The 23,136-nt window shown below is 42.3% G+C and carries 20 protein-coding genes and 2 pseudogenes; 10 read left to right on the top strand and 12 right to left on the bottom strand.

All coding sequences use genetic code 11. The features are described from left to right. Window positions 1–55 precede the first annotated feature (55 nt). Window positions 56–352: pseudogene (locus ACED28_RS20560) on the bottom strand (DNA polymerase III subunit alpha); the annotation flags it as partial. Between the two features lie 261 nt (window positions 353–613). Between ACED28_RS20560 and ACED28_RS20555 the strand changes: the two are divergent. Next, the gene (locus tag ACED28_RS20555; RefSeq protein ID WP_009844771.1) at window positions 614–787 is read left to right on the top strand and encodes a hypothetical protein; all 174 of its coding nucleotides are present in this window, start codon (window positions 614–616) and stop codon (window positions 785–787) included. Window positions 788–927: 140 nt separating this feature from the next. Here the strand turns inward: ACED28_RS20555 and dbpA are convergent, their stop codons facing one another. The 3 genes from dbpA to ACED28_RS20540 form a co-directional block, all read right to left on the bottom strand. Further along, window positions 928–2,307, bottom strand: coding sequence for an ATP-dependent RNA helicase DbpA (dbpA, locus tag ACED28_RS20550; RefSeq protein WP_009844770.1), 1,380 nt, complete (start codon window positions 2,305–2,307; stop codon window positions 928–930). A 148-nt stretch (window positions 2,308–2,455) separates the two neighbouring features. Continuing rightward, window positions 2,456–3,364 carry an aldo/keto reductase family oxidoreductase gene (locus ACED28_RS20545; RefSeq protein WP_017098583.1) on the bottom strand — a complete coding sequence of 303 codons (909 nt, stop codon included), beginning with the start codon at window positions 3,362–3,364 and terminating at the stop codon, window positions 2,456–2,458. Window positions 3,365–3,581: 217 nt separating this feature from the next. Continuing rightward, on the bottom strand, window positions 3,582–4,175 hold the full coding sequence (locus tag ACED28_RS20540) for a hypothetical protein (RefSeq protein WP_371710624.1): 594 nt from the start codon (window positions 4,173–4,175) through the stop codon (window positions 3,582–3,584). A gap of 221 nt (window positions 4,176–4,396) precedes the next feature. On the opposite strand from ACED28_RS20540, the gene ACED28_RS20535 reads away from it, so the two are divergent. Beyond that, window positions 4,397–6,244: a M3 family metallopeptidase gene (locus tag ACED28_RS20535; protein WP_371710623.1), complete on the top strand. Its 1,848-nt coding sequence runs from the start codon at window positions 4,397–4,399 to the stop codon at window positions 6,242–6,244. Window positions 6,245–6,338: 94 nt separating this feature from the next. On the opposite strand, the gene ACED28_RS20530 is transcribed toward ACED28_RS20535, so the two are convergent. The 3 genes from ACED28_RS20530 to ACED28_RS20520 form a co-directional block, all read right to left on the bottom strand. Next, window positions 6,339–6,650: a hypothetical protein gene (locus ACED28_RS20530; RefSeq protein WP_029222827.1), complete on the bottom strand. Its 312-nt coding sequence runs from the start codon at window positions 6,648–6,650 to the stop codon at window positions 6,339–6,341. 204 nt (window positions 6,651–6,854) lie between these two features. Then, a complete protein-coding gene (locus tag ACED28_RS20525) occupies window positions 6,855–7,895 on the bottom strand; it encodes a porin (RefSeq protein ID WP_371710622.1) in 1,041 nt (346 codons plus the stop codon). 155 nt (window positions 7,896–8,050) lie between these two features. Next, window positions 8,051–8,923: a DUF3187 family protein gene (locus tag ACED28_RS20520; RefSeq protein WP_371703128.1), complete on the bottom strand. Its 873-nt coding sequence runs from the start codon at window positions 8,921–8,923 to the stop codon at window positions 8,051–8,053. 304 nt (window positions 8,924–9,227) lie between these two features. Here ACED28_RS20520 and ACED28_RS20515 point away from each other — a divergent pair, with 304 nt between their 5' ends. Further along, on the top strand, window positions 9,228–10,022 hold the full coding sequence (locus ACED28_RS20515; protein ID WP_371710621.1) for a response regulator transcription factor: 795 nt from the start codon (window positions 9,228–9,230) through the stop codon (window positions 10,020–10,022). Between the two features lie 111 nt (window positions 10,023–10,133). On the opposite strand, the gene ACED28_RS20510 is transcribed toward ACED28_RS20515, so the two are convergent. Together ACED28_RS20510 and ACED28_RS20505 are read right to left on the bottom strand one after the other, a co-directional pair. Further along, window positions 10,134–10,967 carry a RecX family transcriptional regulator gene (locus ACED28_RS20510; protein WP_009844762.1) on the bottom strand — a complete coding sequence of 278 codons (834 nt, stop codon included), beginning with the start codon at window positions 10,965–10,967 and terminating at the stop codon, window positions 10,134–10,136. 344 nt (window positions 10,968–11,311) lie between these two features. After that, the gene (locus ACED28_RS20505; RefSeq protein ID WP_371710620.1) at window positions 11,312–12,916 is read right to left on the bottom strand and encodes a mechanosensitive ion channel family protein; all 1,605 of its coding nucleotides are present in this window, start codon (window positions 12,914–12,916) and stop codon (window positions 11,312–11,314) included. A 252-nt stretch (window positions 12,917–13,168) separates the two neighbouring features. On the opposite strand from ACED28_RS20505, the gene ACED28_RS20500 reads away from it, so the two are divergent. From ACED28_RS20500 to ACED28_RS20480, 5 genes are all read left to right on the top strand, one after another. Beyond that, a complete protein-coding gene (locus ACED28_RS20500) occupies window positions 13,169–13,417 on the top strand; it encodes a hypothetical protein (protein WP_009844760.1) in 249 nt (82 codons plus the stop codon). A gap of 328 nt (window positions 13,418–13,745) precedes the next feature. Next, entirely contained in the window at window positions 13,746–14,222 is a 477-nt protein-coding gene (locus ACED28_RS20495; RefSeq protein WP_371710619.1) for a hypothetical protein, read from the top strand. Between the two features lie 95 nt (window positions 14,223–14,317). Then, window positions 14,318–16,381, top strand: a complete 2,064-nt coding sequence (locus ACED28_RS20490; RefSeq protein ID WP_371710625.1) for a protein-disulfide reductase DsbD family protein — start codon at window positions 14,318–14,320, stop codon at window positions 16,379–16,381. A gap of 3 nt (window positions 16,382–16,384) precedes the next feature. Continuing rightward, the gene (locus ACED28_RS20485; RefSeq protein ID WP_371710618.1) at window positions 16,385–16,954 is read left to right on the top strand and encodes a protein disulfide oxidoreductase; all 570 of its coding nucleotides are present in this window, start codon (window positions 16,385–16,387) and stop codon (window positions 16,952–16,954) included. 166 nt (window positions 16,955–17,120) lie between these two features. Next, window positions 17,121–17,798, top strand: a complete 678-nt coding sequence (locus ACED28_RS20480) for a DsbA family protein (RefSeq protein WP_371710617.1) — start codon at window positions 17,121–17,123, stop codon at window positions 17,796–17,798. Window positions 17,799–17,947: 149 nt separating this feature from the next. On the opposite strand, the gene ACED28_RS20475 is transcribed toward ACED28_RS20480, so the two are convergent. After that, window positions 17,948–19,213, bottom strand: a complete 1,266-nt coding sequence (locus ACED28_RS20475) for an HD-GYP domain-containing protein (RefSeq protein WP_017099770.1) — start codon at window positions 19,211–19,213, stop codon at window positions 17,948–17,950. A 226-nt stretch (window positions 19,214–19,439) separates the two neighbouring features. Between ACED28_RS20475 and ACED28_RS20470 the strand changes: the two genes are divergently transcribed. After that, complete coding sequence (locus tag ACED28_RS20470) at window positions 19,440–19,985, top strand: GNAT family N-acetyltransferase (RefSeq protein WP_371710616.1); 546 nt, start codon at window positions 19,440–19,442, stop codon at window positions 19,983–19,985. 141 nt (window positions 19,986–20,126) lie between these two features. Here ACED28_RS20470 and ACED28_RS20465 read toward each other — a convergent pair whose 3' ends face one another. Beyond that, window positions 20,127–21,476 (bottom strand): sensor histidine kinase, encoded by a 1,350-nt coding sequence (locus ACED28_RS20465; protein WP_371710615.1) that lies wholly within the window; start codon window positions 21,474–21,476, stop codon window positions 20,127–20,129. Beyond that, complete coding sequence (locus tag ACED28_RS20460; RefSeq protein ID WP_029222829.1) at window positions 21,469–22,158, bottom strand: response regulator transcription factor; 690 nt, start codon at window positions 22,156–22,158, stop codon at window positions 21,469–21,471. Before ACED28_RS20460 ends, ACED28_RS20465 begins: the two co-directional genes overlap by 8 nt. Window positions 22,159–22,696: 538 nt before the next feature. On the opposite strand from ACED28_RS20460, the pseudogene ACED28_RS20455 reads away from it, so the two are divergent. Continuing rightward, a pseudogene (locus ACED28_RS20455) lies at window positions 22,697–23,080 on the top strand (hypothetical protein); the annotation flags it as partial. Window positions 23,081–23,136: the final 56 nt, after the last annotated feature.

The following is a 23,136-nucleotide window of genomic DNA, read 5'->3' as shown; positions in this document are numbered from 1 at the left end:
AGCTGATCAGATCGTAGGTTCTTGATTTAGTTCCATTGAATTACGCAACAAAGCCAATATGGTCTTTAATTTGGTCACTTTGTTCAGTGATAAAAGCAGAATTCATATCAGAACGATCTGTGTTTTGGATCACTTCTAATTGCGAAATATATAACGGCAGTTGAGTTTCTTTATGCCATTGCTGTAATAAATCGAGGCGCTCTTCGAGCTCTGATTCCTGACTATTGGAAAGAGTTACAAAGTCTTCAATATAGCTAACGACAAACCAGCTTATATTGTTATAGGCAAATTTAGTCCCGCAGCCAAAGAATAGAAAACAGCTTAATAAGACTAGCCAGCGACACTTTCTCATTACACCCTCTCACAACATTTTACTCAACAACGAACCTCAAGACGATCTTATAACATTAGCTACAAAATCGGGTTCTCGTAAAAACTTTCGGATAAATTGAGACTCAGACTTGCTAATCTAACTATTTCGGCAAATGATTAAACTAAAAATAATTAATGGCAGTGATGTAACTTGATTTTTATTACTCATTTGACGCAATACGAGCCCTATAAATGAGTTGGGTTGGCGTATTTCAAATGATTGATATTTGGGAGGGGAGCTATGGCCGCTATTCCTGATCATCCAAGCGATTTAGAATATGAGCTTTGTTATTTTGACGATGGTTCAATAACCACAATAACGATATTGGTTCACAATCGAAAGGAAGCGATGACTTGGTATCTTAGCGAGGGAAAACATATCAACGATCTTTATTCGATAAGACCCGATGAATAATGCTTTGGTATAGAGAACTAGGTCGATAAACCTAAGAGAGTAAACTTGAGTGGCATTTTGTGGAACACCCTTTACTGCAATGTCATTAAGTAGCAATCTCGTTAATTAGACATATCGCAGCAAAGGGATTCAATCTCGAATTATTTCAGAATTCGGGCGCGGAATTGACGACCCTTCATCTTACCTGATTCGATTTTGCCTAATGCTTTCTTAGCCATTGATCTTTCTACAGCAACGTAAGCGCGCATCGCGAACAAGTTGATCTTACCTACTGATTTACCATCAATACCGCCTTGGCCTGTCAACGCACCAAGGATATCACCTGCGCGAAGTTTCGCTTTCTTACCACCATCAATCTGGATAGTTACCATGTTTGAGTAGTACGGCTTAGCAATTGGTTTAGCTGGCAACTGAGACGGTTCGATTGGCATATCCATGTACTCATCAATTTGAGCAACACGGTGCATCTCTTTTTCACTAAAGAAGCTAATTGCAACACCTTTACTTCCTGCACGACCAGTACGACCGATGCGGTGTACGTGAACTTCAGGATCGCGAGACAACTCAAAGTTGAACACAGCATCTAGGTTATCAACATCAAGACCACGAGCAGCAACATCTGTTGCAACCAAGATAGAGATGGTTTTATTTGAGAACTGAACCAAAGCTTGGTCACGTTCACGCTGTTCCATGTCGCCATGAAGCTCAATAACACTGAAGCCACGGTGGCTTAGCTCGTCGTTTACGTTCTGTACTTCTTTCTTAGTATTACAGAACACAACCGCTGACTCTGGTTGATGATGAAGAAGCATTAGCTCTAGTGCGTCATCACGAGCTTCAGTACCTTCAACCTTATAAAAGTGTTGCTGGATGCTTGAGTGATCGTGTGTTGATTCAACCTTCACCATTTCAGGGTTATTCATGATGCGGTCTGCAACAGATTTAATCTGTTTAGGGAAAGTTGCACTGAACAATAACGTTTGACGATCTTTTGGTGCTGCTTCAATAACAGCATCTAGTGCATCTTGGAAACCCATTTCCAACATGCGGTCGGCTTCATCTAACACAAGTGTGTTCAACTCAGACAGGTCAATACGGTCTCTCTCTAGGTGGTCCAGGATACGACCAGGAGTGCCCACAAGAATGTGTGCGCCATGCTCTAATGAACCAATTTGTGGGCCCATTGGCATACCGCCACATAGTGTCAGCACTTTAATATTGTGAATACCACGAGCAAGAGTACGGATCTCTTTTGCTACTTGGTCTGCTAGCTCACGAGTCGGACATAACACTAAAGACTGAACACGGAAACGCTTAACGCGTAGGTTTTGCAGCACGCCTAAACCAAAAGCAGCTGTTTTACCTGAACCCGTTTTACCCTGACCGATAACATCCTTGCCATCCAGAATAGTAGGAAGACTTAACGCTTGAATAGGCGTCATTTCAGTATAACCAAGAGAATCTAACGTATTTAGAAGCTCTGGTTTAAGGGCGATTGAAGAGAATTTTGAAGTGCTCAATGGAAATATCCAACTGGTGAAAAACAGAGTGCATTATGAGTGTTTTTGAAAATTATTCCACTTTAATCACAGTTTTGAAGAAATAGGTTAGGCGAACACAAAAAAGCCAGCTTTGTTAGCTGGCTTTGACTTCTATACGAATTGCTTTCTATGGCACACCGTGACCTTTAGAGGCAACCCAAACGCGATACCATTGCTCGCGCGTCAGTTCGATTTTCAGTGCATCAACGGCCGTTTTCACACGCTCAATCTTACCTGAACCAATAATAGTAATCGGATTAGACGGTAATCGACGAACCCAAGCGTAAATTACTTGGTCAATACTATCTGCACCCACTTCTTGGCGAATGGCTTCTAGTTCATCACGAACACGAATCGCTTGTGCTGAATCGCCACTAAAGATGCTACCACCACCGAGACAAGACCACGCCATTGGACGAATACGGTTCATCTGCAGTTGATCTAGCGTGCCATCATGAGCCACTTCGAAGTTCAATGGGTTGATTTCAACTTGGTTAGTCACTAGTGGCTTACCTAGTCGAGATTGCAGTAAGTCGAACTGACGCGGTGAAAAGTTAGAGACACCGAAGTGCTTAACTTTACCTACCTTATGTAGTTCAGCGAACGCTTCTGCTACTTCATCCGCGTCCATCAATACGTCAGGGCGATGAATCAGTAATACATCAAGTTCGGTTACACCCAAACGCTCTAGAGAGTTATTTACTGATTGGTAAATATGGTGCGCGCTGGTGTCATAGTGATTGATCTTGCGATCTGGAGTGTGGTCACCACACAAGTTGATGTCGCACTTGGTGACGATTTGAATATCATCTCGAAGGCTCGGCTCAAGCGCTAATGCTTCACCAAACAACTTTTCACATTGGTAGTTACCGTAAATGTCCGCGTGATCAACCGTTGTGATGCCAAGATCAATGTGCTGCTTTAGGAAAGTCAGACGTTGTTGCGGGGTCATACCCCACTCAGCTGTACGCCAGTATCCTTGCACCAGCTCAGAAAGTTCTGGGCCTTGTGGCGCTACCGTTACTTTTGCAACCATGGGTTGTCTCCTTTATCAATACTGAACGTATCCTAAGCTCGTTTTACCGAAGGCTCAACGTATAACAAATGGCAAAGGTAAACGCTTACTAAAAATGTGAGAGCCACAGAAAAACGAACACTTAAATGAATTATAACTTGCTGTCTGCCCGTGAGCCGTTCTCCTGAAAGGCTTGTTTACTCTGATGAATGACGAAACCATCTATAAATTTGAGCAATTAAAGACGATTTAGTTCAACCGTTAAGTTGTCGCCATCACTATGTAACTGAATCCAAGGAGCTGAAGAACGAGAAGAAGATGAAGAAGAACTAGGCACATTCCATAAACTCATTTGCTCAGAGGAATGATGTGGTGCATTGATAAATTCGACGAGTTGTTTATCTACCTTGTTGTAACCAACTCCCTCACGTTTTGCTTGTTCAAGTTGAGCGACGACATCAAACTCATCCTCTCCAATGCGAATTGAGCTAATAGCAAAGCCATCTTGGCGAAGGTACGCCTGAAGCTTTGTGTAACTTAGGTTCGAATATGGCAGATTTAAGCGAACCGTTTCAACGCTTGAGTCGCCCAACTCCAGTTCAACATAAACATCCAAATCGTAATATTGAGTGAGGTCACTGCACAACAGAGTGCCTTCAACTTCGCCACAATCCATAAGATCGATATCGTTAATATAGTTTTGAGAACTCGGTTGAGTTGGGTTGCTATTGAATACCGTTCGCAACCACCAGCTTTCACTCCCTTGCGCAGAAAATGAAAAGGTACCAAGAGCCAATAACAAAGGTAGGATTAAGACAGGAAGAGTTCTCATTATTTGTGCTTATTTCGTGCGATATGGAGCGTGCATTATACGTGACCAATCGACCAATAACCGCTCGATTTACATCTATAAAACTAAAAATATTGCTCAAAGATAAGATTAACAAACTTGATACTAAGAAGAGTTGCACTCTGTTATATCTGTAGTCACACAATACACCCCATGAATATGTCATAATGTTGAAATTAATGAATAATTTACAAGGAACGTCCATGACTGCAACGAACTATCTCAACCAATTGAACCAAAAGTATCTTGCGACTCATAAAGCGAAAGAAGACTTCTTTTGGGATACTTATATGGGGATCAGTGACGACCATGATGGCTCGACACTCGCGCAGACCCAATGGACTGAATTTCTTAGCTCTGCCGAGCAAATTGCTGCTATCGAAACGCAGCTAGCTACTATCGAAGAAATTCAAGACCCTCAAGAAAAAGAGAGCACGCTAACAGGCTTGAATGGTTGGTTAGCAACCTTTAGATCTCACGCTATTGAGTCTGAGCAGTCACAGAAGCTTAAAGCCGAACTCATAAAGTTTGAGGCTGAACTGTTTGAGAAAAAACAGAATCATGTAATGACTTACGTGAATGAAGCGGGCGACGACACTGAAGGGTCGTTACCGGTTCTAGGTTCAACAATAAGAACCAATAGTAATGAAAAAGTTAGGCTTTCAGCTCACCAAACACTACTAGGTTTAGAGCAGTGGCTGCTGGCTAACGGCTTCATTGAACTCATCAAAAAACGCAACCAGTTTGCTCAATCGCTGGGTTTCAAAACCTTTTTTGACTATTCCGTCGTTAAAACCGAGCAGATGACAACTGAGCAACTGTTTACAATTCTGGATGACTTTGAAGTTCGCACGCGAGATAACCATCAACAAAGCCTAGAGATCTTAACTCAGAAAAAAGGTCAGAGCGCTCTAGAAGCCCATAATTTCACCTACTCTTTTGCAGGTGACGTCATGAATGACTTAGACCCTTATGTTCCATTTTCAAAGTCACTAAGGCGTTGGGTTGAGTCTTTTGGTCGTCTTAATATCGAATACTCACAAGCAACATTGAAATTAGATTTACTTGATCGTAAAGGAAAGTATCCAAACGGTTTCTGTCATGGGCCAATACCTTCTTTCTACGATCAAGACAAATGGGTATCGGCTCAAGTTAACTTCACGAGCAACGCCAAGCCCGACCAAATCGGCAGCGGCTATGATGGTATCAACACACTATTTCACGAGGGCGGCCACGCTGCGCATTTCGCTAATGTTAAAATGAACGCGCCTTGTTTCTCTCAAGAATTTGCACCAACATCGATGGCTTATGCCGAAACTCAATCCATGTTCTGTGACAGCTTATTGAATGACGCCGATTGGCTAAAACAGTATGCCCTGGATTCAGAAGGCCAAGCAGTACCTGATGAGCTAATCAAAGCCATCATCGATAACAAACAACCGTTCAGAGCCTACCAAGAACGAAGCATTCTTGTTGTTCCCTATTTCGAACGAGCACTTTACGAATTGGCGGATGAAGATCTAACCCCTGAAAAGATCACTGATCTTGCTCGTAGCAGCGAGAAAACGATTCTGGGATTGGCTTGTAGCCCTCGCCCATTGATGGCGATTCCACATCTACTGTCGGATGAAGCCTCATGCGCTTACCAGGGCTACCTATTGGCACACATGGCGGTGTATCAAACACGTGCTTATTTCACCGATAAGTTTGGCTACTTAACGGATAACCCAGAGATCGGCCCTTTGTTAGCTAAGCACTATTGGCACCAAGGCAATAGTGTGAATCATAATGGGACAATCGAAAGCCTGACTGGGGAAGGTTTTAATGCCAAGTACCTCGCTGACGAATGCAACTTATCGCCAGAAGAAGCTTGGGCTATTGAAGATCAAAAAATCAAACAGCTGTCGACAAGAGAGCGAGCACCAGTCGCCGATTTGAATGCGAAGATATCAATCGTTGATGGGACAACCGAGTTGGCGAATAATGATAAGTCAAACCATCAGATGTGTGACGAGTTTGAACACTTTATCGTTGGGCAATACGGCCGATAGAGGGTGCTGAGCATCTGTAATCAAGGTTGAACCAAAAAACTCAAACGAAAAAAAGGACGATATTTAATCGTCCTTTTTATTTACAGCATCGGCCCTACACAGTGACACAATTTAAACGAGATTGAACATCAAAAATAATGTCGACAGAATCAAGGCTTCTTAGTGATTTCCTATGAATACCACATATCTGCCCTGTCAAAACAATATAAAACTTTTCTGTTTTGAGTAAATTCCAAGCTTCATCAAGAGATTCAGCATAAACCTTGTTCTTGAGATCTTGCGGGCGAGTACCTGCAACTCTTCCATGTTTACGCGCCAATTCAAATAATCCATTTCGATTCGGTTTACATGTAAACAGAGTGTCATTTCCGTAAATAACACCCTTGGCAGTAATGCTCTTAACCATTACATTCTCCAGATTATCATTCCACTCATAACACTGAGTGCCAAACCACATATCGGTTGGATACTTAAACGGCAAAACGAAGAGAACATGGTGTAACGACCGGGCATGCGACACACCATAGCAATCAGATTTAAAGTTCTTAAGCTCTCAAAGCTATTAAGCTATTAAGCTATTAAGCTATTAAGCTATTAAGCTATTAAGAGCTTAGAAGTAGTAGTAAGCTGCTGCGAATACGTGTGTTTCTTCGTCGTACTGTGCGCTAGTTGAACCCATGCGTGCACCATCAATATCTTGTTTGATATCAATACCCATGTCAGCGTTGTCTGCAATACGGTACATTACCGCGATGTTGATGTAAGAAGCATCTACGTCCGCTTGGCCATCAAGTTCATTGCTGTTAGAGGCGTAACCAGCTGCAATTGTTAGGTCTTCAGAAACCGCGTAACCACCTGAAACGTAGTAACCCGTGTCTTTCTCAGAATCTGCGTCATCAATCCAAGAGTTCATACCTAGTGTTAGGTCACCAATTTTTACGTTACCAGTTACCGTGTAAACTTCGTAATTAGCTTCGTAATCACGGTTTTCGTAACCTGCGTATAGGTTGAATACTTCTTGCTCTAGACCGATGTAGCCGTTCACACCTTTGTCGAACTTATCATTGTTACGAGAATCTTTCGTTTCGAAGTAAGAGATACCGTAAGCGATACCGCTTGTTGCACCCTGGAACTTAACAACATTGAAGCCGTCAGAAGCATCACCAGCAGAAGCGCCAAACTCGTAAGTGTTATCACCAGCACCGTCAACTTTATCTAGTGCTGTATCATTTTCCCAACCGAATGAAGCGATACCGAAACCAGTGTCAAAACCAAGCCAAGCTTTGTCTACATCAGCAGCAGGGCCAGTATCGATGCCATTTGTCCACTTGTAGTTAACGGAATCATTCGCTGAAACGTTATTGTCTGTTGTGTAGTTCACCATCAAGTCTGTTTCGAAGTAACCAACAATACGGTTGTTACGGTAGTTTACTGCAAGTGTTAGGCCTGTAGCCCAGTCATCGTAGAATGCTTTAGAACCAGTATCGTAGTAACCGCCAACACCCATAGCACCAGATACTGAAAATTGATCTTTATGCATTGAATCAAATGCGAACATGTCTTCATTCTGGCTGTTTTGGCTGCTTGTATTTACCGCGAAAGCTGAACTTGAAATGCTTGCAATCGCAAGTGCTACTAATGTCTTTTTCATAATAACCACTACCTATATATTGATTCGGCCTTGTTAGTCCGGCCTTTTGGAGTAGCGCTATTGTTCAAAAATTTGTGTTGTGGATATACCGTAAAACTACTGGAATTTTATCGTTGCGATGAATTTAATTACATAATGATATGTTGATATTACTTTTATATTGAGAAGCGCAACCCAATCGTAAACCCAATATCAGTGCTGTTATCCATATTGCGAATATTCTCTGTCATCAAGGCTTCTAAACTAAACCTATTGAATCGGTACCTATAACCGAGCACCACTTCATTAGACGGCTCTGAGAAATCTGGTTCATCCGTTGCCCACCCTTGATAATTTAAAGACTCAACTAACAAACTGTGTCGAGCATTAAACATATACTCATACCCTAATGCCCAACTTGCGCTGAACCCCTCTAAACTAACTAAGTAGTCATCACCGTTACGGTGAACCAAACCTACCGTTGAAAAAAAGTTATGCCTTAAGGTGATAAAGCTGTAGTTAAGTTGGACGCCTTGTTCGAAGCTAGTTCTGGCAAACCGGCCACTTTTTACGTTGTTGTAAAATAAAGAGCCACCAGCAGAGAGCGACATCGGCCCTCTAGAATGCAACAGAAGCTCATTGTAAAAAGTCAGCGCATTGGTTAAATCATCCCCCTCAAAATCAGACACATGAACCCCTGCATGATTAAAATCCATGGTGAACTGATCTTCAGCCACTTCATCACGGCCATTTTGTCCAATACCAAACAGATCGTGAAAACCCATCACAAAACTGTCTAAACCATTATCTTTTGCAGTCACAACTCGATAATCCAGCTCGGTTTTCCAAATTGGAGATGCTTGCCACTCAATCGCAATATTTGACTGGTTTTGATAATAGTCGAGCGAATACGCACTCGTGTGTGCCCATATACTGGCTTGGGTATAAGAGGACTTGAACTCAATAGTCCCCACCCTTTTGGGCTGAGCAGAACGAAGTTGTGTTGAAAGCACATTTGAATGAATAGGTGACTGCGCATAGACAAACATTGGGGATGCGTTCGCGCTTGCAGTAGGATGAAAAAAAGTCAGTATCGAGACTGAAATACTCAGTAACGCCCTTAAACTTATCACAGTGTTTACTCGGTTGTATAAATGCCCGATTTTATTAAAAAACACCGTTCAATTAATGCAGTAGATCTACCGCTTATCATCCTAACATTTAGATTAAAGAGTTATAAAAAAACGAAAATTAGAACCTCTCGAAAATGTAAACATCTTATCTTGCACTGTGCTTTACGAACGCATAGTCTTCGGGATATTAACCTGATGAATATATTGATAGAGGAAAGGTATGTCGGCTACTAACCTAAATTTTGAACAATTGTTGATGAAGCAATCGACGACTCTCATCAATAGCGATCCTCAGTGTTTTCAAACCACCTGGTCAGAGGCGAGCTTTGACGTACTCGATTGGTTCGGGATGGATCGTTTAACACTCTACCCTAATTCAATGGTCTTACTGGAAGACGGAAAGACTTGTTCAGTATCGAAAGCGAACATACCCCCGGTCAATAAACAGAATCTCATTGGTGGCAACTATCTTGATTATTTAAAGCTGCTAAAGACCAAAAAAACTTATCTCGCGTTTTCGAAAGACGACCTCGAGAACACTCAGAATTACGTATTAAAGCAGTTATACAAAGAAGGGGGCCGATGGCACTGCATCATTCCTTTGCAACTCTTTAACCAACGCTGGGGAGCACTGTCTTTTACTAACTTTCACGACAACGATACCACTTTCGCTCTCGAAGACATCCAGCGCTTAAAATTAGTCTGTGAGCTTTGGCTCTGTTATTGGCAGCACTCAACGCTAGCCAGAACATTAAAGCAAAATGAGAATCGGCTAGAAGATGACAGTGACAAATTACTCTTACTCACCAAGAAGCAGACCAAAGTGTTGGCCCTTATTGCTCAAGGCCTAAGTGCAAAAGAGTGTGCGGAACAGCTCCATCTAAGCTCTCGAACTATAGAATCGCATAAGTACAGAATGCTTGGATTACTCGATTTGAACAACCACAATGACCTTCTTCAGTTCGCGTTGCGTAATGGGTTAGGTATTACAGAAAACCTGCACACAACGCGTTAAAGCAATCTATTGACCCTGTAAATCATTCTGTGTTCGATGACCTTCAGCTCTTTATATCTGAAGGTTCTGTATTTCTGAAAGTTCTATATTTCTTGAGTTTAAGGACACTGGCTACTCGTTACCTTCACTCAGAGCAAATTTAATTTCATCCGACGAAAAGCCTTTTCGACTTAGCATAGCGTAAGCCTTTGAGCGCTCTTTGTGATCGTTGAGGTCATAAGATTTCTTTTGTAGTTGTTCTAAACACGAAGAGTAAAAATCCAGTTGCTCTTCGTTAATTAACCGATCGACTAACGATGACAGTTCGCTCGTGTCTATTTGTCGCTGTCTAAGCTCTTGCTGAATAGCAGTCAAGCCTTTGCCTTTACGAGCATACTTAAGCACTTCTTTTTCCAAATCGGCTTTCTCTGCCTTAATTTGAATATTACTCTTCAGTTCATGCGCTTGTGGGTGCTGGTCAATCGCTACCTTAACTTGCTGATAGCTAAAGCCACGCTTTTGCAGCGTCGCAACCAATTTTTCACGGCTCATGGTAAAGCTTGAGTAGTAGTGGTTGATTCGGTCTATCAAGATAGTTTGTTCATCAATAGACTTTTCGAAAGACACCTTATGGATAGCATCAGAAATCACTGAGTCCGTCAGGCCTTTCTTTTTCAATTTTTCAACAATATACCGAGAACCAAATTCACCTGAGAACGCTTGTTCTACGAATTGTTCAGCAAACATTTGGTCAGACTTGAGATACCCAAACCCTTTCAAAGTATTCAACGTTTCATCAATCCATTCTTGATTGTCGGTTTTCACTTTGAGCTTCGCTACCAACTCACTTTCTGTCATATCTCTCTGAGTTAAATGCCACATCGCAGAGTTCATGACGCTTTCGATTCGCGTCGCTTTTCTTACCGTTGTATTTCTACCATTCGTTTTTTGCTGTGAATCATCCATTCGATTTCAACTGTCCAAACTAAGCCTACCCCATCATAACGTAATTCTAAGGTGGTTGAGTTACCTAAAAGAGTGAAGCTCAATATAATACCAATCGTAGTAAATAACTGTTCACCCTAGCTGGTTAAAACGCTCGATAACGGCGTTAGAACTTTTGATTGTAGAATAACTACTTATCAAAAATTTCTGCCTTGTTCTCAAGCCTTTTTCCTGCGCTATTTCTGATCACTTACTTACTGTGATTGGTATAAACTGGCAGCCAATAAAAATGGACGCTTATTCAGCGTCCATTTGATATCACATTAAGTAGAAATCGACCTTAAGCCGTACTTAGTTTTTTTGGATTAGCTCTCTTCGTGATTGTAAACATGTACATCACGTTGAGGGAATGGAATCGTGATGCCCTCTTCATCGAAGCGTTTCTTCACGGTTTCCGTCACATCCCAATACACTTCCCAGTAGTCATCTGTCTTAACCCAAGGTCTTACAACAAAATCAACTGAAGACGTATTCAAGGTGTGAAGCTTGATCATATGCTCTGGTTTTTTCAACACTAGAGGGTGAGCAAGAATGATGTCGTTCAATACCGATTTTGCTTTATCGATATCATCTGAGTAACCGATACCAAAAACCATATCAACACGTCTCACACGCTCTGCTGTGATGTTGTTGATCACGTCACCCCAGATCTTGTTGTTTGGGATCACCAAGCGTTGGTTATCGATGGTTTGAACGGTTGTCGATACTAAGCTCATGTCTTTTACAGTGCCTTGAACACCAGCGACTTTGACCATGTCGCCAACATCGTACGGACGGTAGATCAAGATCATCAAGCCCGATGCAAAGTTAGACAGCGTATCTTGCAATGCAAAACCAATGATGACACCCGCAACACCGAAACCCGTTAATAGTGGTGCTAGCTCAATCCCTATTTGAGACAGGGCGATCAGCAAACCAACAAACACGACCGCTTTAGATGCAATTGATACAAAGAAGTCCTGCATCAATACACTGAAGTCCATTTTAGAGTGCGAAACACTCTTACGAACGGTTTTACGAGCCACATTAGCAATAAGGCGAGTTACATACAAAATACCGAGGAAAAGCGCGAGTTTAACGATAAATGAAGGGGTATTTTCAAAAGCCCATGAACTGAATGAACGAAGCCAACCATCCAACAACTCCAGTGCAACATCAACATCCAATACATCAGCGTTAATGTCGCCGGTGGTCGCTAATATAATACGCTTGTACGAGGTGACATCCACACCAAATGGCACCATCATGGAGATACTTTTCTCTAAGCTGGCAACCATAACGCTGGTTCGTTCTCTGAAACGTATTAATTCAGTTTTTATCGTCGCCTTTTCTTCTTCACTCACAAAAGACAAACGGCGCTCTAAATCTTGACGCTGCGTGTCTGTGTAGAGAATCGCATTTGTCAGATATTGCGAACGAGAAACTAGTGCGGTTTTTAACTGACTTTCCGCAGCCGATACATCAACGCCTCGATCTTTTGACCAACTTAAGGTCTTAGAAAGTTGCTGATAGTAGTCATCCATCATTCCGATACGTTTTTGAATCAACAATTCAAGACGCTTTTTTGCATCCCCTTCAGCCGAACGGTTGTCTTTGCTCATAGAGACAATTTTAACTTCGTTCAATGACAGTAAATGCTGTAAAAGCTCTACTTGCTGGGCAAGAACAGCGTCTAAGCCTTGCTTCTTATCAGATGATAATTGGGAGGATATCTCTTTGCGTAGTGCTTGGTTCTTTCTTCGCAATATGTCTTCTAGAAACGGCTTTTCAGCATCGTGCGCTGTTTCTAATGTAGCGAGGTCCAGCATTAGCTGGTCTTGTACTTCTGCTATTTTATCGACGCTTTGCGCAAAACTTCCAAATGCGACAAACGCCAACATTAACAATAGACAACGCCAAACCTTCATCATACTAATTCCTATTATTGTCTAAATTGACCCTATAAATAGTAGTAAAAAGAAGATGGATAACAAGCATTTAAACGTATGTTGTGTTAAAACTTTGCAAATTATCAGCCTGTATCTAATATTTGAGAGTTCCAATCCCCTCTTATGACCTGTAGAGTACGCAACCAACAAAGAACAACAGCCAATATCGTCATTTAGGTGCATGTACTAAATCGCCTTAAATCCTATGTTGGCTCACAGCAAAAGAGCATAAAAATGAACAACGAACTTGATGTTATTGAGTCTCTAGAAGAGCTAGAGCAATTCCTAATTTCAGTAGAAGCAGGGGGCTTAGGTCTTGAAGACGTTGAAGGCGTAGGTATGGCCACCAATAATTCTGATGGTCGTCATTTCGTTGCAGTATTCAACAGCAGTCACAAGGTTTTACTCGCTCGCTGGATCACTAAAGAAATCTTTGAAAATGGTAAAGACCTTGTGCGCAACGGTCCTCGCCGTTCTCACTAAATCTTTCCAATAGCACCAATGGTTAAAGCCCAATATGTCCATCTGCGATCTGTTGGGCTTTTTTGTATCTCCTCATGATGAATAGAGCATTCTATACAGGATAAATTAGCGATAACTTCCAGTTGTTGTGAACTTTATCTAGAACTCAATGTCGTATTCGCGTGAGTTGTTGTTTATGCATCGTGTATCTACGGTATATCGCGTTTATGCATCGTTTCACTTTAACAATTTCATGACTTGTGACTCGAAGAGAACTTATTTAAGCTAGCCACAATTCAACAAGCTCGCTTGAGCGACTAACGACTAACTGATTCGACTACTGACTGATTTGCTGAATACACCATTACTTTTCTTATCTCAACAGAACCGCCGACAAAAGCATTCGCTTTGGGCGCTGTTCCTTACCGGACTGGTTATCGTAACCTGTCTGGCGAGTACGCTTTCTACAAACAAAGTAACTTCTTCAGCTTCCTTAATTGGACAATCAATACTTGTCGGCGCAGAAACCAGCCACCCACAAGCAATCGGCGCATCTTTCGATAAAATGTCTGAGCTCTATGCCAGCGTTTTTGGTTCAGAAGCTTCTAAAACTCTGTCAGCGCCAAACTCTAGCGCGTGCAGCCTAAGCTCCAAAATGCTCACCTTCGCAACACCTAAAACAGGTTGGCTGATTCCTTTTATCCTGTTTATTGCTGTTGCGTACAGCCTATCACCACACATATCGAGATTGTCTAGAGATAACCATCGCTCTTCTCGACCTACAAAACACCGCTTACATCTAAAGCACTGTATATTTAGAGAGTAAATAACCGGGCTACTACACCCTTTTATTTATTTTTTGGAGATACATTTGTGTACAACACACTACTAACTAAGTTTGTCGATTCGTTGGCATTCTGCATGCGTACATGCGCGAAAGCGCTAGTCACTGCCCTTTTGGTTATGACGTCATTTACTGCTTTGGCACAGACGACGGGCTGGCTCAGCGTGCCTGAACATCCACCAGTCAAGATGCGAATGATGTCGACGGGTGAACAATCGGACGACGGTTCTAAGATTCAAACGGTGCTTGATGTCGTTCTCGATGGCGATTGGAAAACCTATTGGCGTAGCCCCGGCGAAGGTGGTATCCCGCCAAGTTGGGACTGGTCTGGTTCAACAAACATAGAATCGGTAGAGTGGCATTGGCCGATCCCTAAGTACTACGAACAACTCGACGTGATGACGTTAGGCTACAAAAAACACGTCAGCTTTCCCGTTACGTTGACACTGAAAGACAACACAAAGCCAGCACTGTTCAAGGCGTCGTTCACCTTTCCGTCGTGTACCAATATCTGTGTGTTAACCGATTACGACATCGAGCTGCCGATTGATCCGCAAACATTAGAGCTCGATGAAGAAGCGATGTTCTTGTTCAATCAAGGCATGAGCCAATCTCCACGAGAAGCTAACCGCACTTCAGTGAACGGCCTGTTCTGGGATAAAAGTAAACAACAACTGGTGACTCAGCTAACAAGTAAGGAAGGCTGGGATAAACCGATGGTATTGATTGATGGGCAAGAAGTGCTTGATGACTTCTTCTCTCCACCAACCGTCCACATCACAGACAATACAATGACCGCAGTATTCGATGTGAGTAACTGGATCGGCGAGGTCGACTTAACGGATCGCACAGTGAGTATTACCGTTTCAGATACTAACTTTGCAGAAGAGATGACCGCGCAAGTTGGGTCAGACCCGATAGCTTACCAAACAAGCAACAACAGCTTTCTAGTCATGCTTGGTTTTGCGTTAGTGGGCGGTTTAATCCTCAACATCATGCCGTGTGTTCTACCCGTATTAGGAATGAAGTTAAACAGCATCATTCAGAACCAAGGTGCTTCAAATCGCCATATCCGACTCTCATTCCTAGCGTCTGCTGCGGGGGTTATCACTTCGTTTGCGCTACTAGCTCTAGGCATGACCGTTCTGAAAATGGGTGGCAATGCGATTGGTTGGGGAATCCAGTTCCAAAATGTTTGGTTCATCGGGTTCATGCTGATCATTACCCTACTGTTCTCAGTTAACCTGCTCGGTCTATTCGAATTCAGGCTTCCATCAGGCTTGAACACTTGGATGGCAACCAAAGGCGACGACTCACATTCAGGTCACTTCATCCAAGGCATGTTTGCGACACTATTGGCAACGCCTTGCAGTGCTCCATTCCTAGGAACTGCAGTGGCTTATGCTCTGGGCGCAAGTTACCAAGAGTTGTGGGCTATCTTTATCGCACTCGGTATTGGTATGAGCGCACCTTGGTTGATCTTCGCGTTATTCCCAAGCCTAACTAAATTGCTACCAAAACCGGGCGCGTGGATGTTCAAAGTTAAGTTGGTATTCGGCTTAATGATGTTCATCACCAGTCTGTGGTTAACAAGCCTGCTGAGCCCATTCGTTGGCAAGTTCCCAACCATCTTGTTGTCACTGTTTATCGTCGTTTCAGTGTTAATTTGGATTGGCATGAAATTAGGACGCAAGGTACTGATTCCTATCATGGCAACCACAACCTTGGTATTTGGTGCTGCATTGATCGTCGGTAGTGTTACTGCTGATAACTGGGCAACGCCAATTGTCGATAACCTTGATTGGCAGAAACTGGATGCGAAACAAATCCCTCAGTTGGTCGAGCAAGGAAAAACAGTCTTTGTCGACGTGACTGCTGAATGGTGTATCACCTGTAAAGCCAACAAAATTAGCGTCATTCTTCAAGATCCTGTCTACAGCCACCTACAACAAGAAGACATTGTTTTGATGAAAGGCGATTGGACAACACCAAGTGAAAGTGTCACTCAATACTTACAAAGTAATGGGCGATTTGGTGTGCCATTTAATATCGTTTATGGCCCGAGCTATAAAAATGGTATTCCATTACCCGTAATTCTAGACAGTGACACTGTTATTCAAGCCATCGACGCTGCGAGATAATTGATGAAGACGCCCAACAACGAACAAAAGCCTAGCTCTGCTGAAGATAACGCTGTAAAGGCTGAAACCAAAAAGCCAAGCCGTCTTAAGAAATGGGGAAAGGAACTCGTTTCAATGATACTGATCATTGGCGTGGTTTCGTTTGCCATGGATTTTTACCACAGCAGAAGCATGCCTCAAGGAGACGCGATACCAATCGTGGGTCAGTCGATCCAAGGGGAAGATATTGATGTTATCGAGCTAAGCAAAAGCGGTAAGCCCGTTATTGTCTATTTTTGGGCGACTTGGTGTAGCGCGTGCAAATTGGTGAGCCCGACGGTTAATAGCTTCAGCGACTCCCATCAAGTAGTTTCTGTCGCACTTTCATCCGGCCCTGACGAACGTGTTCAGCGCTTCTTAGACGCCAAAGAGTATGACTTCCCTGTTATCAATGATCTCTCTGGATCGATCAGCAGAAGTTGGGGAGTCAATGTCACGCCAAGTATTGTCATCATCAAAGATGGAAAGATCAGCAGTATCGCAACCGGCGTTACTTCCCCTATCGGCCTGTGGTTAAGAACCTACTTTGCATAACTCGCTTACAAAGAAAAACAGAGCAGAGCAAATGAACCGATTAAAGCCAATTTAACAAACAATAATACCGTGAGCGCGACCCAAAACGCGCTCACGATTATCAAGAATTAGAGAATAAACAACATGAAAAAAACATCTGATTAGCACACTGATTTTAGGCTCACTAATGAGTACAAGTGCCTTCGCTGAGTTAAGCACAGAACAAACCCAGCAACTCGAAGAAATTAACCAGTTCCTGAAGGAGAATCCTTCTACTATTTCAGGATTGCATACCAGTTTAGAGCAGTATGTCGCAGGCCAAGCGCAAGCAAAGAAAGCTCAAGCTGAGAGTCACGACTGGTTATATAACAATGACGCTCACCCAATCACGGGCAACCCGAATGGCAAATCAGTAATCGTTAACTTTACTGACTACAACTGCCCTTACTGTAAGCGCTTGGAAAAAGGCTTGGTTCAATTAGCCTCTGAAAACAGCGACATTAAAGTGATCAACGTGTACTTGTCATTTAAGCAGCAACAAGTAGATGGCCTTGATACCAATGCGGCTCTATACGCGATGAAAGTATGGAAAGATAACCCAGCAGCCTTCCCTGAAGTCAACAGACTGCTGATGGCAAAAAGTGGTATTCACTCGAAAAGCTCACTAGAAGCCGTAGCCAAGAAGACAGGCACAGAAGCGGAACTAAAAACAACTCAAGAACAAAACCAGGTTCTAACCACTAACCATCAAACCTTTAGCGCTCTGGGTTTAACAGGAACGCCAACGATGATGATGAATGATCAGCTTCTACCGGGCTATGTGCCTTACGATCGACTTAAAGATATCGTGGATGATGCTTTTTAATCGAGCGTAGATAGAGATAAAGACTAGAAAGAGAAGTGAATAAAAGCCGACTCGCGCAACACCCAGTCGGCTTTTTCATTGTTTGAATAAAGTAGATAGTCCATTTACCTTAAATTTAAAGGTGAGTTGAATCCTAAAAACGACCAAAGTTAAAACGCGTACATTCTTTTGTCCGTCGATAGTTCAAAACAGTACTCTGCGTGTTTTCTAAGGCATTCAAACACTTCTCGATCCAACTTATAACTATCAACTTGTTCCGTTAATATCGCTAGAGTTTCTTCCAGTGTCATACCTTTACGATAGGGGCGAGACTGGGTTAATGCTTGGAATACATCGACTACAGCAACAATTCTACTGGGTTGATCTAAATCTTCAGCCGTTTTACCCATCGGATAGCCTGAACCATCTAACCTTTCATGGTGATCGGAAGCCCACTGACACACCTGAGGCGAACTAAATAGCTCCTGCAGCGCGAATCGAGTATCTGTCGCATGGCGTTTAATACAACAGTATTCTTCGTCAGTGAGCAAATCTGGCTTATGAAGAATGTCACCAGGGGTTTGCAGTTTGCCAATATCGTGAACTAAACCAGCTAAATAGAGCTTTCTCTGCGTTGTGCGTGAATAACCAAGTTGTTTAGCTAGATATTCAGAAAGTTGCCCTACCTTCAACGAGTGCTTGAAAGTGAACGAGCTTTTCGTATCAACGACATTAGCAATAAACTCGGCAAAGGCGACTGTCTCATCCAGCGACATTTGCTGAGAGAAAAAGGGCACAGGTTCAAAGTTATCTCTCATATTCTCGATGTAAGGGGTCTCCATCGAGAACCAAAAATCATCCAGATCGACCAACTCACACATGTGCTGTACAAGATTGGTTTCGAACATCTCATCCGCTTGCTCAGTCAAACGTCCAATAATGCTCGCTTTACCGTCTGGGGTTAGGTTCCCATAACGATCAGAAGCTGTTATGCCATATAGATAGTCAACTCTGTCAGCAAGCATCACAACTGCAGCCAGTTCCTTTTCTAATTCACTGATATTCATAGTCTTTAGATCTAACCAAGGGGTATGATGATAAAGAACTGGCTTAGCAAATATAGAAAGAACAGGGCACTCCTTTAAAATTTGGTAGCCCTTTTGACAATGGTAATAAGTCGAGTCGGGAACAAACCCCGAATTCAGTCGACGTTGCTCGTCTATTTGCGACACTCCGCAGTCGTGAATTAGCCCTAACGAAAATGCGAGCTGTGCCTGCTCCTCTTCCCACCCCACGCTCAGAGCACATCGATACGCGATGTAACCCACCCTCTGTCCATGGTTTTTGCTTTCAAAACCGACGTTATCAAGCGCCTTAGCAATACCAAATAGAGCCTTTCTTAGGTCTACGGTTACCTCTTGGCAATGTTGAATCATTACTTAAGCCTAGTATTTTTATAGTTTTTATATATTTAGGCTGCTAATACTAATACATGACTAACGATCATACCCGCAATTATTATAAGGTTTAATGTGTTTCGTGATAGATCTAGCGTATCACGAATAATTCGTGCCACAAGTGGTTGCATATTCAAAATTGTGTGACATTATAACCTGCCGACCAAAAGACACTTAAATCATCAGCCAAAAGAAAAGGGAAAACATGTTTAAAACAGTTATCGATGAAGAGTTATCCATCGCTCTGGTTGAAGAGAACTTCGCATTTCATTACGCGGAAATTTCACAAAGCCAAAATGAGTATCTTAGCCAATGGTTAGCATGGCCACCGCACTGCAAAACAGAGCAGGACTTTAGGATCTTCATCCAGCGCTCGCTACATGATTACGCGGAAGGCAAAAGCATGACATGTGCGATTGTGTACAAAGACAATATCGTCGGTAACTGTAGCTTTAACACCATTGACCACAGCAAACAGAAAGTCACGATAGGCTATTGGTTGTCTGAGACTTACCAAGGTAACGGGATCGTTACACGCGTAGTTGAGAAGCTCATTGATATTGCTTTCAATGAGTTAGATATGGAAAAGGTGGAGATATCAGCTGCAACTGGCAACCAGAGTAGTCGCAAGGTTTGTGAGCGCTTACATTTCACATTAGAAGGTATCATAACTCGTAACGAGAACTTAAATGGCCGTATCATAGATCATGCTATTTATGGCCTTCATCGTTTAAGCGCCAACAATATCTAAGCTTGATTTTCTACTTGGTAAATTTTGCCAATTGATAGTGAATGATAATTGGTAATTAGTAAGTTAATTAAATTAGTAAGCCACGATATTAAACCGTGGCTTTCATTTTTAAGAGTCTAATTGGTCTCTTACTAAAATCATTTACGTGATCTTTGGGATTAAGATACAGAACTTGGCACCACCGCGATTGCTATCGCAGATCCGAATGTCCCAAGAAAGCTTTTTAGCCGCTGAAATCGCTATCGCTAGACCTAACCCTAACCCACCAGTTGCTGATGCTCTGCTAGAATCTAAGCGAGAAAACGGAAGGAATACTTCTTCACGCCTGTCCTCCGGTATCCCAGAGCCATTGTCTTCAATCAGAACCAGCCAATTTTCTGAGTTCTCGTCCAGAGTTACCCAGACTTTGTCTTGTGTGTAATTCCCAGCGTTCTTAATCACGTTATCAAAAACCAAACGCGCCATCGAGCAATCACACTTAATTTTGCACTCTAGCTTTACTTTGGACTCAAAAATAACATTGTCTAACTCCGAGTAACGGATTCTATCTAAACAATACTCGCGAAGGTCAGCTTTCACTTTAACAAGCTCGAAGAAAGAATTATCCATGACATTCAACTTCGACAGCATGATAATTTCTGACGTGAGGTCGTTGATATCCCCGATGTAGGTATCAATATCATCGAAAAAAACCTGATGATGCTCTGGAGCTTCCCGCCTTAAGAGATCCGTCGCCAATTGAATACGGCTTAGCGGTGTACGGACTTCATGTGGAATCGCTTGAGCAAATATATGACTTTGTTTTACTTTGCTCTCAATCTCCTCAGCCATGAAGTTAAAACTTTTGGCTAGCTCAGACACTGGGTGTATATCATCTACGTCAGAGCGAGTACTCAGCTTCCCCTTACCAAACTGCTTCTGTTTCTCAACAAGTAACTCTATTCTTTCTTGAAAACGCCTAACAGGTAAGTAAACACTTGCGCCAATAGCGAAGATAACGGCCAACAAAAGCCCAATAAGAAAGTTTCTTTCTGAATATTCATACCACTCAATTTCAGGTGAGAAGAAATCGCCTACCTCACTGAACGCAAAGCTAAACCTAGAATTTGGTAGCTGAAATACTGCCGAATAGAGATTATTTTCACTTAGGTATACCGGTACACCATTCAAGGTGGTAAATAACTCGCATCGTTGACACGGAGCCTCTCCCGACCAATTCTCCAACAGGCGTAAATTGAAAATATAAAATTGCTGGTAGCCTGTTCTGTCGAGTTCTTTATATAGCGAGTTTTCTCGGTTGTGTTGACGAACATACTGCTCAGAAAAGTAGATGCCATCATTAAGGAATATTTCGATCTGGGTACGCCGCATGTGCCCTTCACCAAGGTTCCAAAACAAAAATATCGTTGCCGACATCCCTGCCACAATTCCAAGGTACAAACGAGTAAACATAGAAACAGATCGAAGTTTCACCGCGATAGACTTATACAACCAGCATATACCCCTTGTTACGAACCGTACGGATCAACTGCTTATCTTTTGCATGCATACGCAGCTTCCGGCGCAACCCTGAAACACGCATATCAATAGAGCGGTCGTTAAAGGCATAATCAATACCTCTAAATAGCTGGCAACATTGATCTCGAGTAACGACCTGACAAATGTTATTAACAAGAAGATTTAGAATTTCAAACTCGGCAGAGGTGAGCTTTAGGTTCTGTCCATACAGAGTGGCACTTTGAGCTGTACTGTTGATCACAATTTCACCTGGGGTTTCAGCGGTCGTGTCAGGCTCAGCAACGACAGGGGCTGCGCGACGCAATAGTGCTTCAATTCGTGCCAATAATGCATGACCACGAATAGGTTTTGCTACGTAGTCATCCGCGCCAAACTTAAACAAACTAACCTCACTCATTTCATCAGCAGAGGCAGTCAATACTAAGATAATCCCATTATAAAATTCGCGAGCCTGTCGGCAAATCTGTGCGCCGCTCATTCCTGGAAGCATCAAGTCCAACAGAACGAGATCGGGTTCAATACTGCGGATCGCTTCAATGGCCAAATCCCCTTCATGGACAACGCTAACATTGTAGCCTTCAGCTTCGAGGTAAAGCGTAGTTAAACGCGCTATCGCCTGGTCATCTTCGACAATCAGCACTTTGGTTTTCGACATTTCTATCACCAGCATTTATTAAAAGCGAGGGCAGTATATATACTGTTCATATATCATCAATATTGTTATTGAAGTCACTAACTTACCGTACCCAAAACATATTAATCACTTTTGTACATACACGTTTACAAACCATCGTTCAGCAACAAAAACGCTCATTTATTGATTGATTTCCCGTCAAAAACGGAAAATCTAGACGCTTAAATGCTTACGTTTGCTTACCTTCTTACGCACACTTACATTAAAAGAATTTACAAAAATCATTCAAATAAACTTGCTAAACATTAATAACACAATAGTTAGTAACACTTCAAATCAACAAAATGACAGATTTTAAAACCGCGATCGTATTCTAAAAAATTGAAGAAAACGATTACTTAACCAATCAAATAGCATGTTCCATTATCAAGCTCTCTCCCCCTCTATCAAGTAAAGTCTTCTTCAAGTAACATTTATTCGGCTAATCATTAACTCAAATAATAAACAACGGTGACTTACTGATTAAACAAAAGTCACTTTGTCACAAGGCCACTTAAAGATGAACAAATCGCTTTTAATGTTACTGACCATAACCGCTTTGTTGGCAACACGAGTCACCGCTGCTCCTAATAAACATGAGGTGATGAATCAAATCAAAGCGCAAGTAAGCTCTTGGATAGATATTCAAGTCACACCACAAATTAGTATTATCCAAAAGATGGTCTTCAACTGTAATTTCTACCTAACAACCCCAAGCATTAAATCTCCAGATGGCAACGAAAGCAGCTCTGGTTCATATCGTTTTTATTCACATAATGGGGTAGTCGGCGCGATGACTGAACCTTTCACTACTCAACCCCTTCCAGAATTAACAATGTGCCTGAAAGAAGACTTCATCGTCACTAACCAAGATCAAGCCCAATTATTATTTGAAGCCATTGAGAGGCTTTGTTGCGTAATTCAATGGAACTAAATCAAGAACCTACGATCTGATCAGCT

It is taken from the genome of Vibrio sp. 1F253, assembly GCF_041439295.1.
Lineage (GTDB): Bacteria > Pseudomonadota > Gammaproteobacteria > Enterobacterales > Vibrionaceae > Vibrio > Vibrio tasmaniensis_A.
The sequence above is the reverse complement of the archived record's forward strand: the minus strand, read 5'-3'. Positions and strand labels throughout refer to the sequence as shown.

Coding starts and splice junctions, on each gene's coding strand:
- ACED28_RS20555 (WP_009844771.1), top strand. CDS start 614: ATGGCCGCTATTCCTGATCATCCAAGCGATTTAGAATATGAGCTTTGT.
- ACED28_RS20545 (WP_017098583.1), bottom strand. CDS start 3,364: ATGGTTGCAAAAGTAACGGTAGCGCCACAAGGCCCAGAACTTTCTGAG.
- ACED28_RS20540 (WP_371710624.1), bottom strand. CDS start 4,175: ATGAGAACTCTTCCTGTCTTAATCCTACCTTTGTTATTGGCTCTTGGT.
- ACED28_RS20535 (WP_371710623.1), top strand. CDS start 4,397: ATGACTGCAACGAACTATCTCAACCAATTGAACCAAAAGTATCTTGCG.
- ACED28_RS20530 (WP_029222827.1), bottom strand. CDS start 6,650: ATGGTTAAGAGCATTACTGCCAAGGGTGTTATTTACGGAAATGACACT.
- ACED28_RS20525 (WP_371710622.1), bottom strand. CDS start 7,895: ATGAAAAAGACATTAGTAGCACTTGCGATTGCAAGCATTTCAAGTTCA.
- ACED28_RS20520 (WP_371703128.1), bottom strand. CDS start 8,923: ATGTTTGTCTATGCGCAGTCACCTATTCATTCAAATGTGCTTTCAACA.
- ACED28_RS20515 (WP_371710621.1), top strand. CDS start 9,228: ATGTCGGCTACTAACCTAAATTTTGAACAATTGTTGATGAAGCAATCG.
- ACED28_RS20510 (WP_009844762.1), bottom strand. CDS start 10,967: ATGGATGATTCACAGCAAAAAACGAATGGTAGAAATACAACGGTAAGA.
- ACED28_RS20505 (WP_371710620.1), bottom strand. CDS start 12,916: ATGATGAAGGTTTGGCGTTGTCTATTGTTAATGTTGGCGTTTGTCGCA.
- ACED28_RS20500 (WP_009844760.1), top strand. CDS start 13,169: ATGAACAACGAACTTGATGTTATTGAGTCTCTAGAAGAGCTAGAGCAA.
- ACED28_RS20490 (WP_371710625.1), top strand. CDS start 14,318: ATGCGTACATGCGCGAAAGCGCTAGTCACTGCCCTTTTGGTTATGACG.
- ACED28_RS20485 (WP_371710618.1), top strand. CDS start 16,385: ATGAAGACGCCCAACAACGAACAAAAGCCTAGCTCTGCTGAAGATAAC.
- ACED28_RS20480 (WP_371710617.1), top strand. CDS start 17,121: ATGAGTACAAGTGCCTTCGCTGAGTTAAGCACAGAACAAACCCAGCAA.
- ACED28_RS20475 (WP_017099770.1), bottom strand. CDS start 19,213: ATGATTCAACATTGCCAAGAGGTAACCGTAGACCTAAGAAAGGCTCTA.
- ACED28_RS20470 (WP_371710616.1), top strand. CDS start 19,440: ATGTTTAAAACAGTTATCGATGAAGAGTTATCCATCGCTCTGGTTGAA.
- ACED28_RS20460 (WP_029222829.1), bottom strand. CDS start 22,158: ATGTCGAAAACCAAAGTGCTGATTGTCGAAGATGACCAGGCGATAGCG.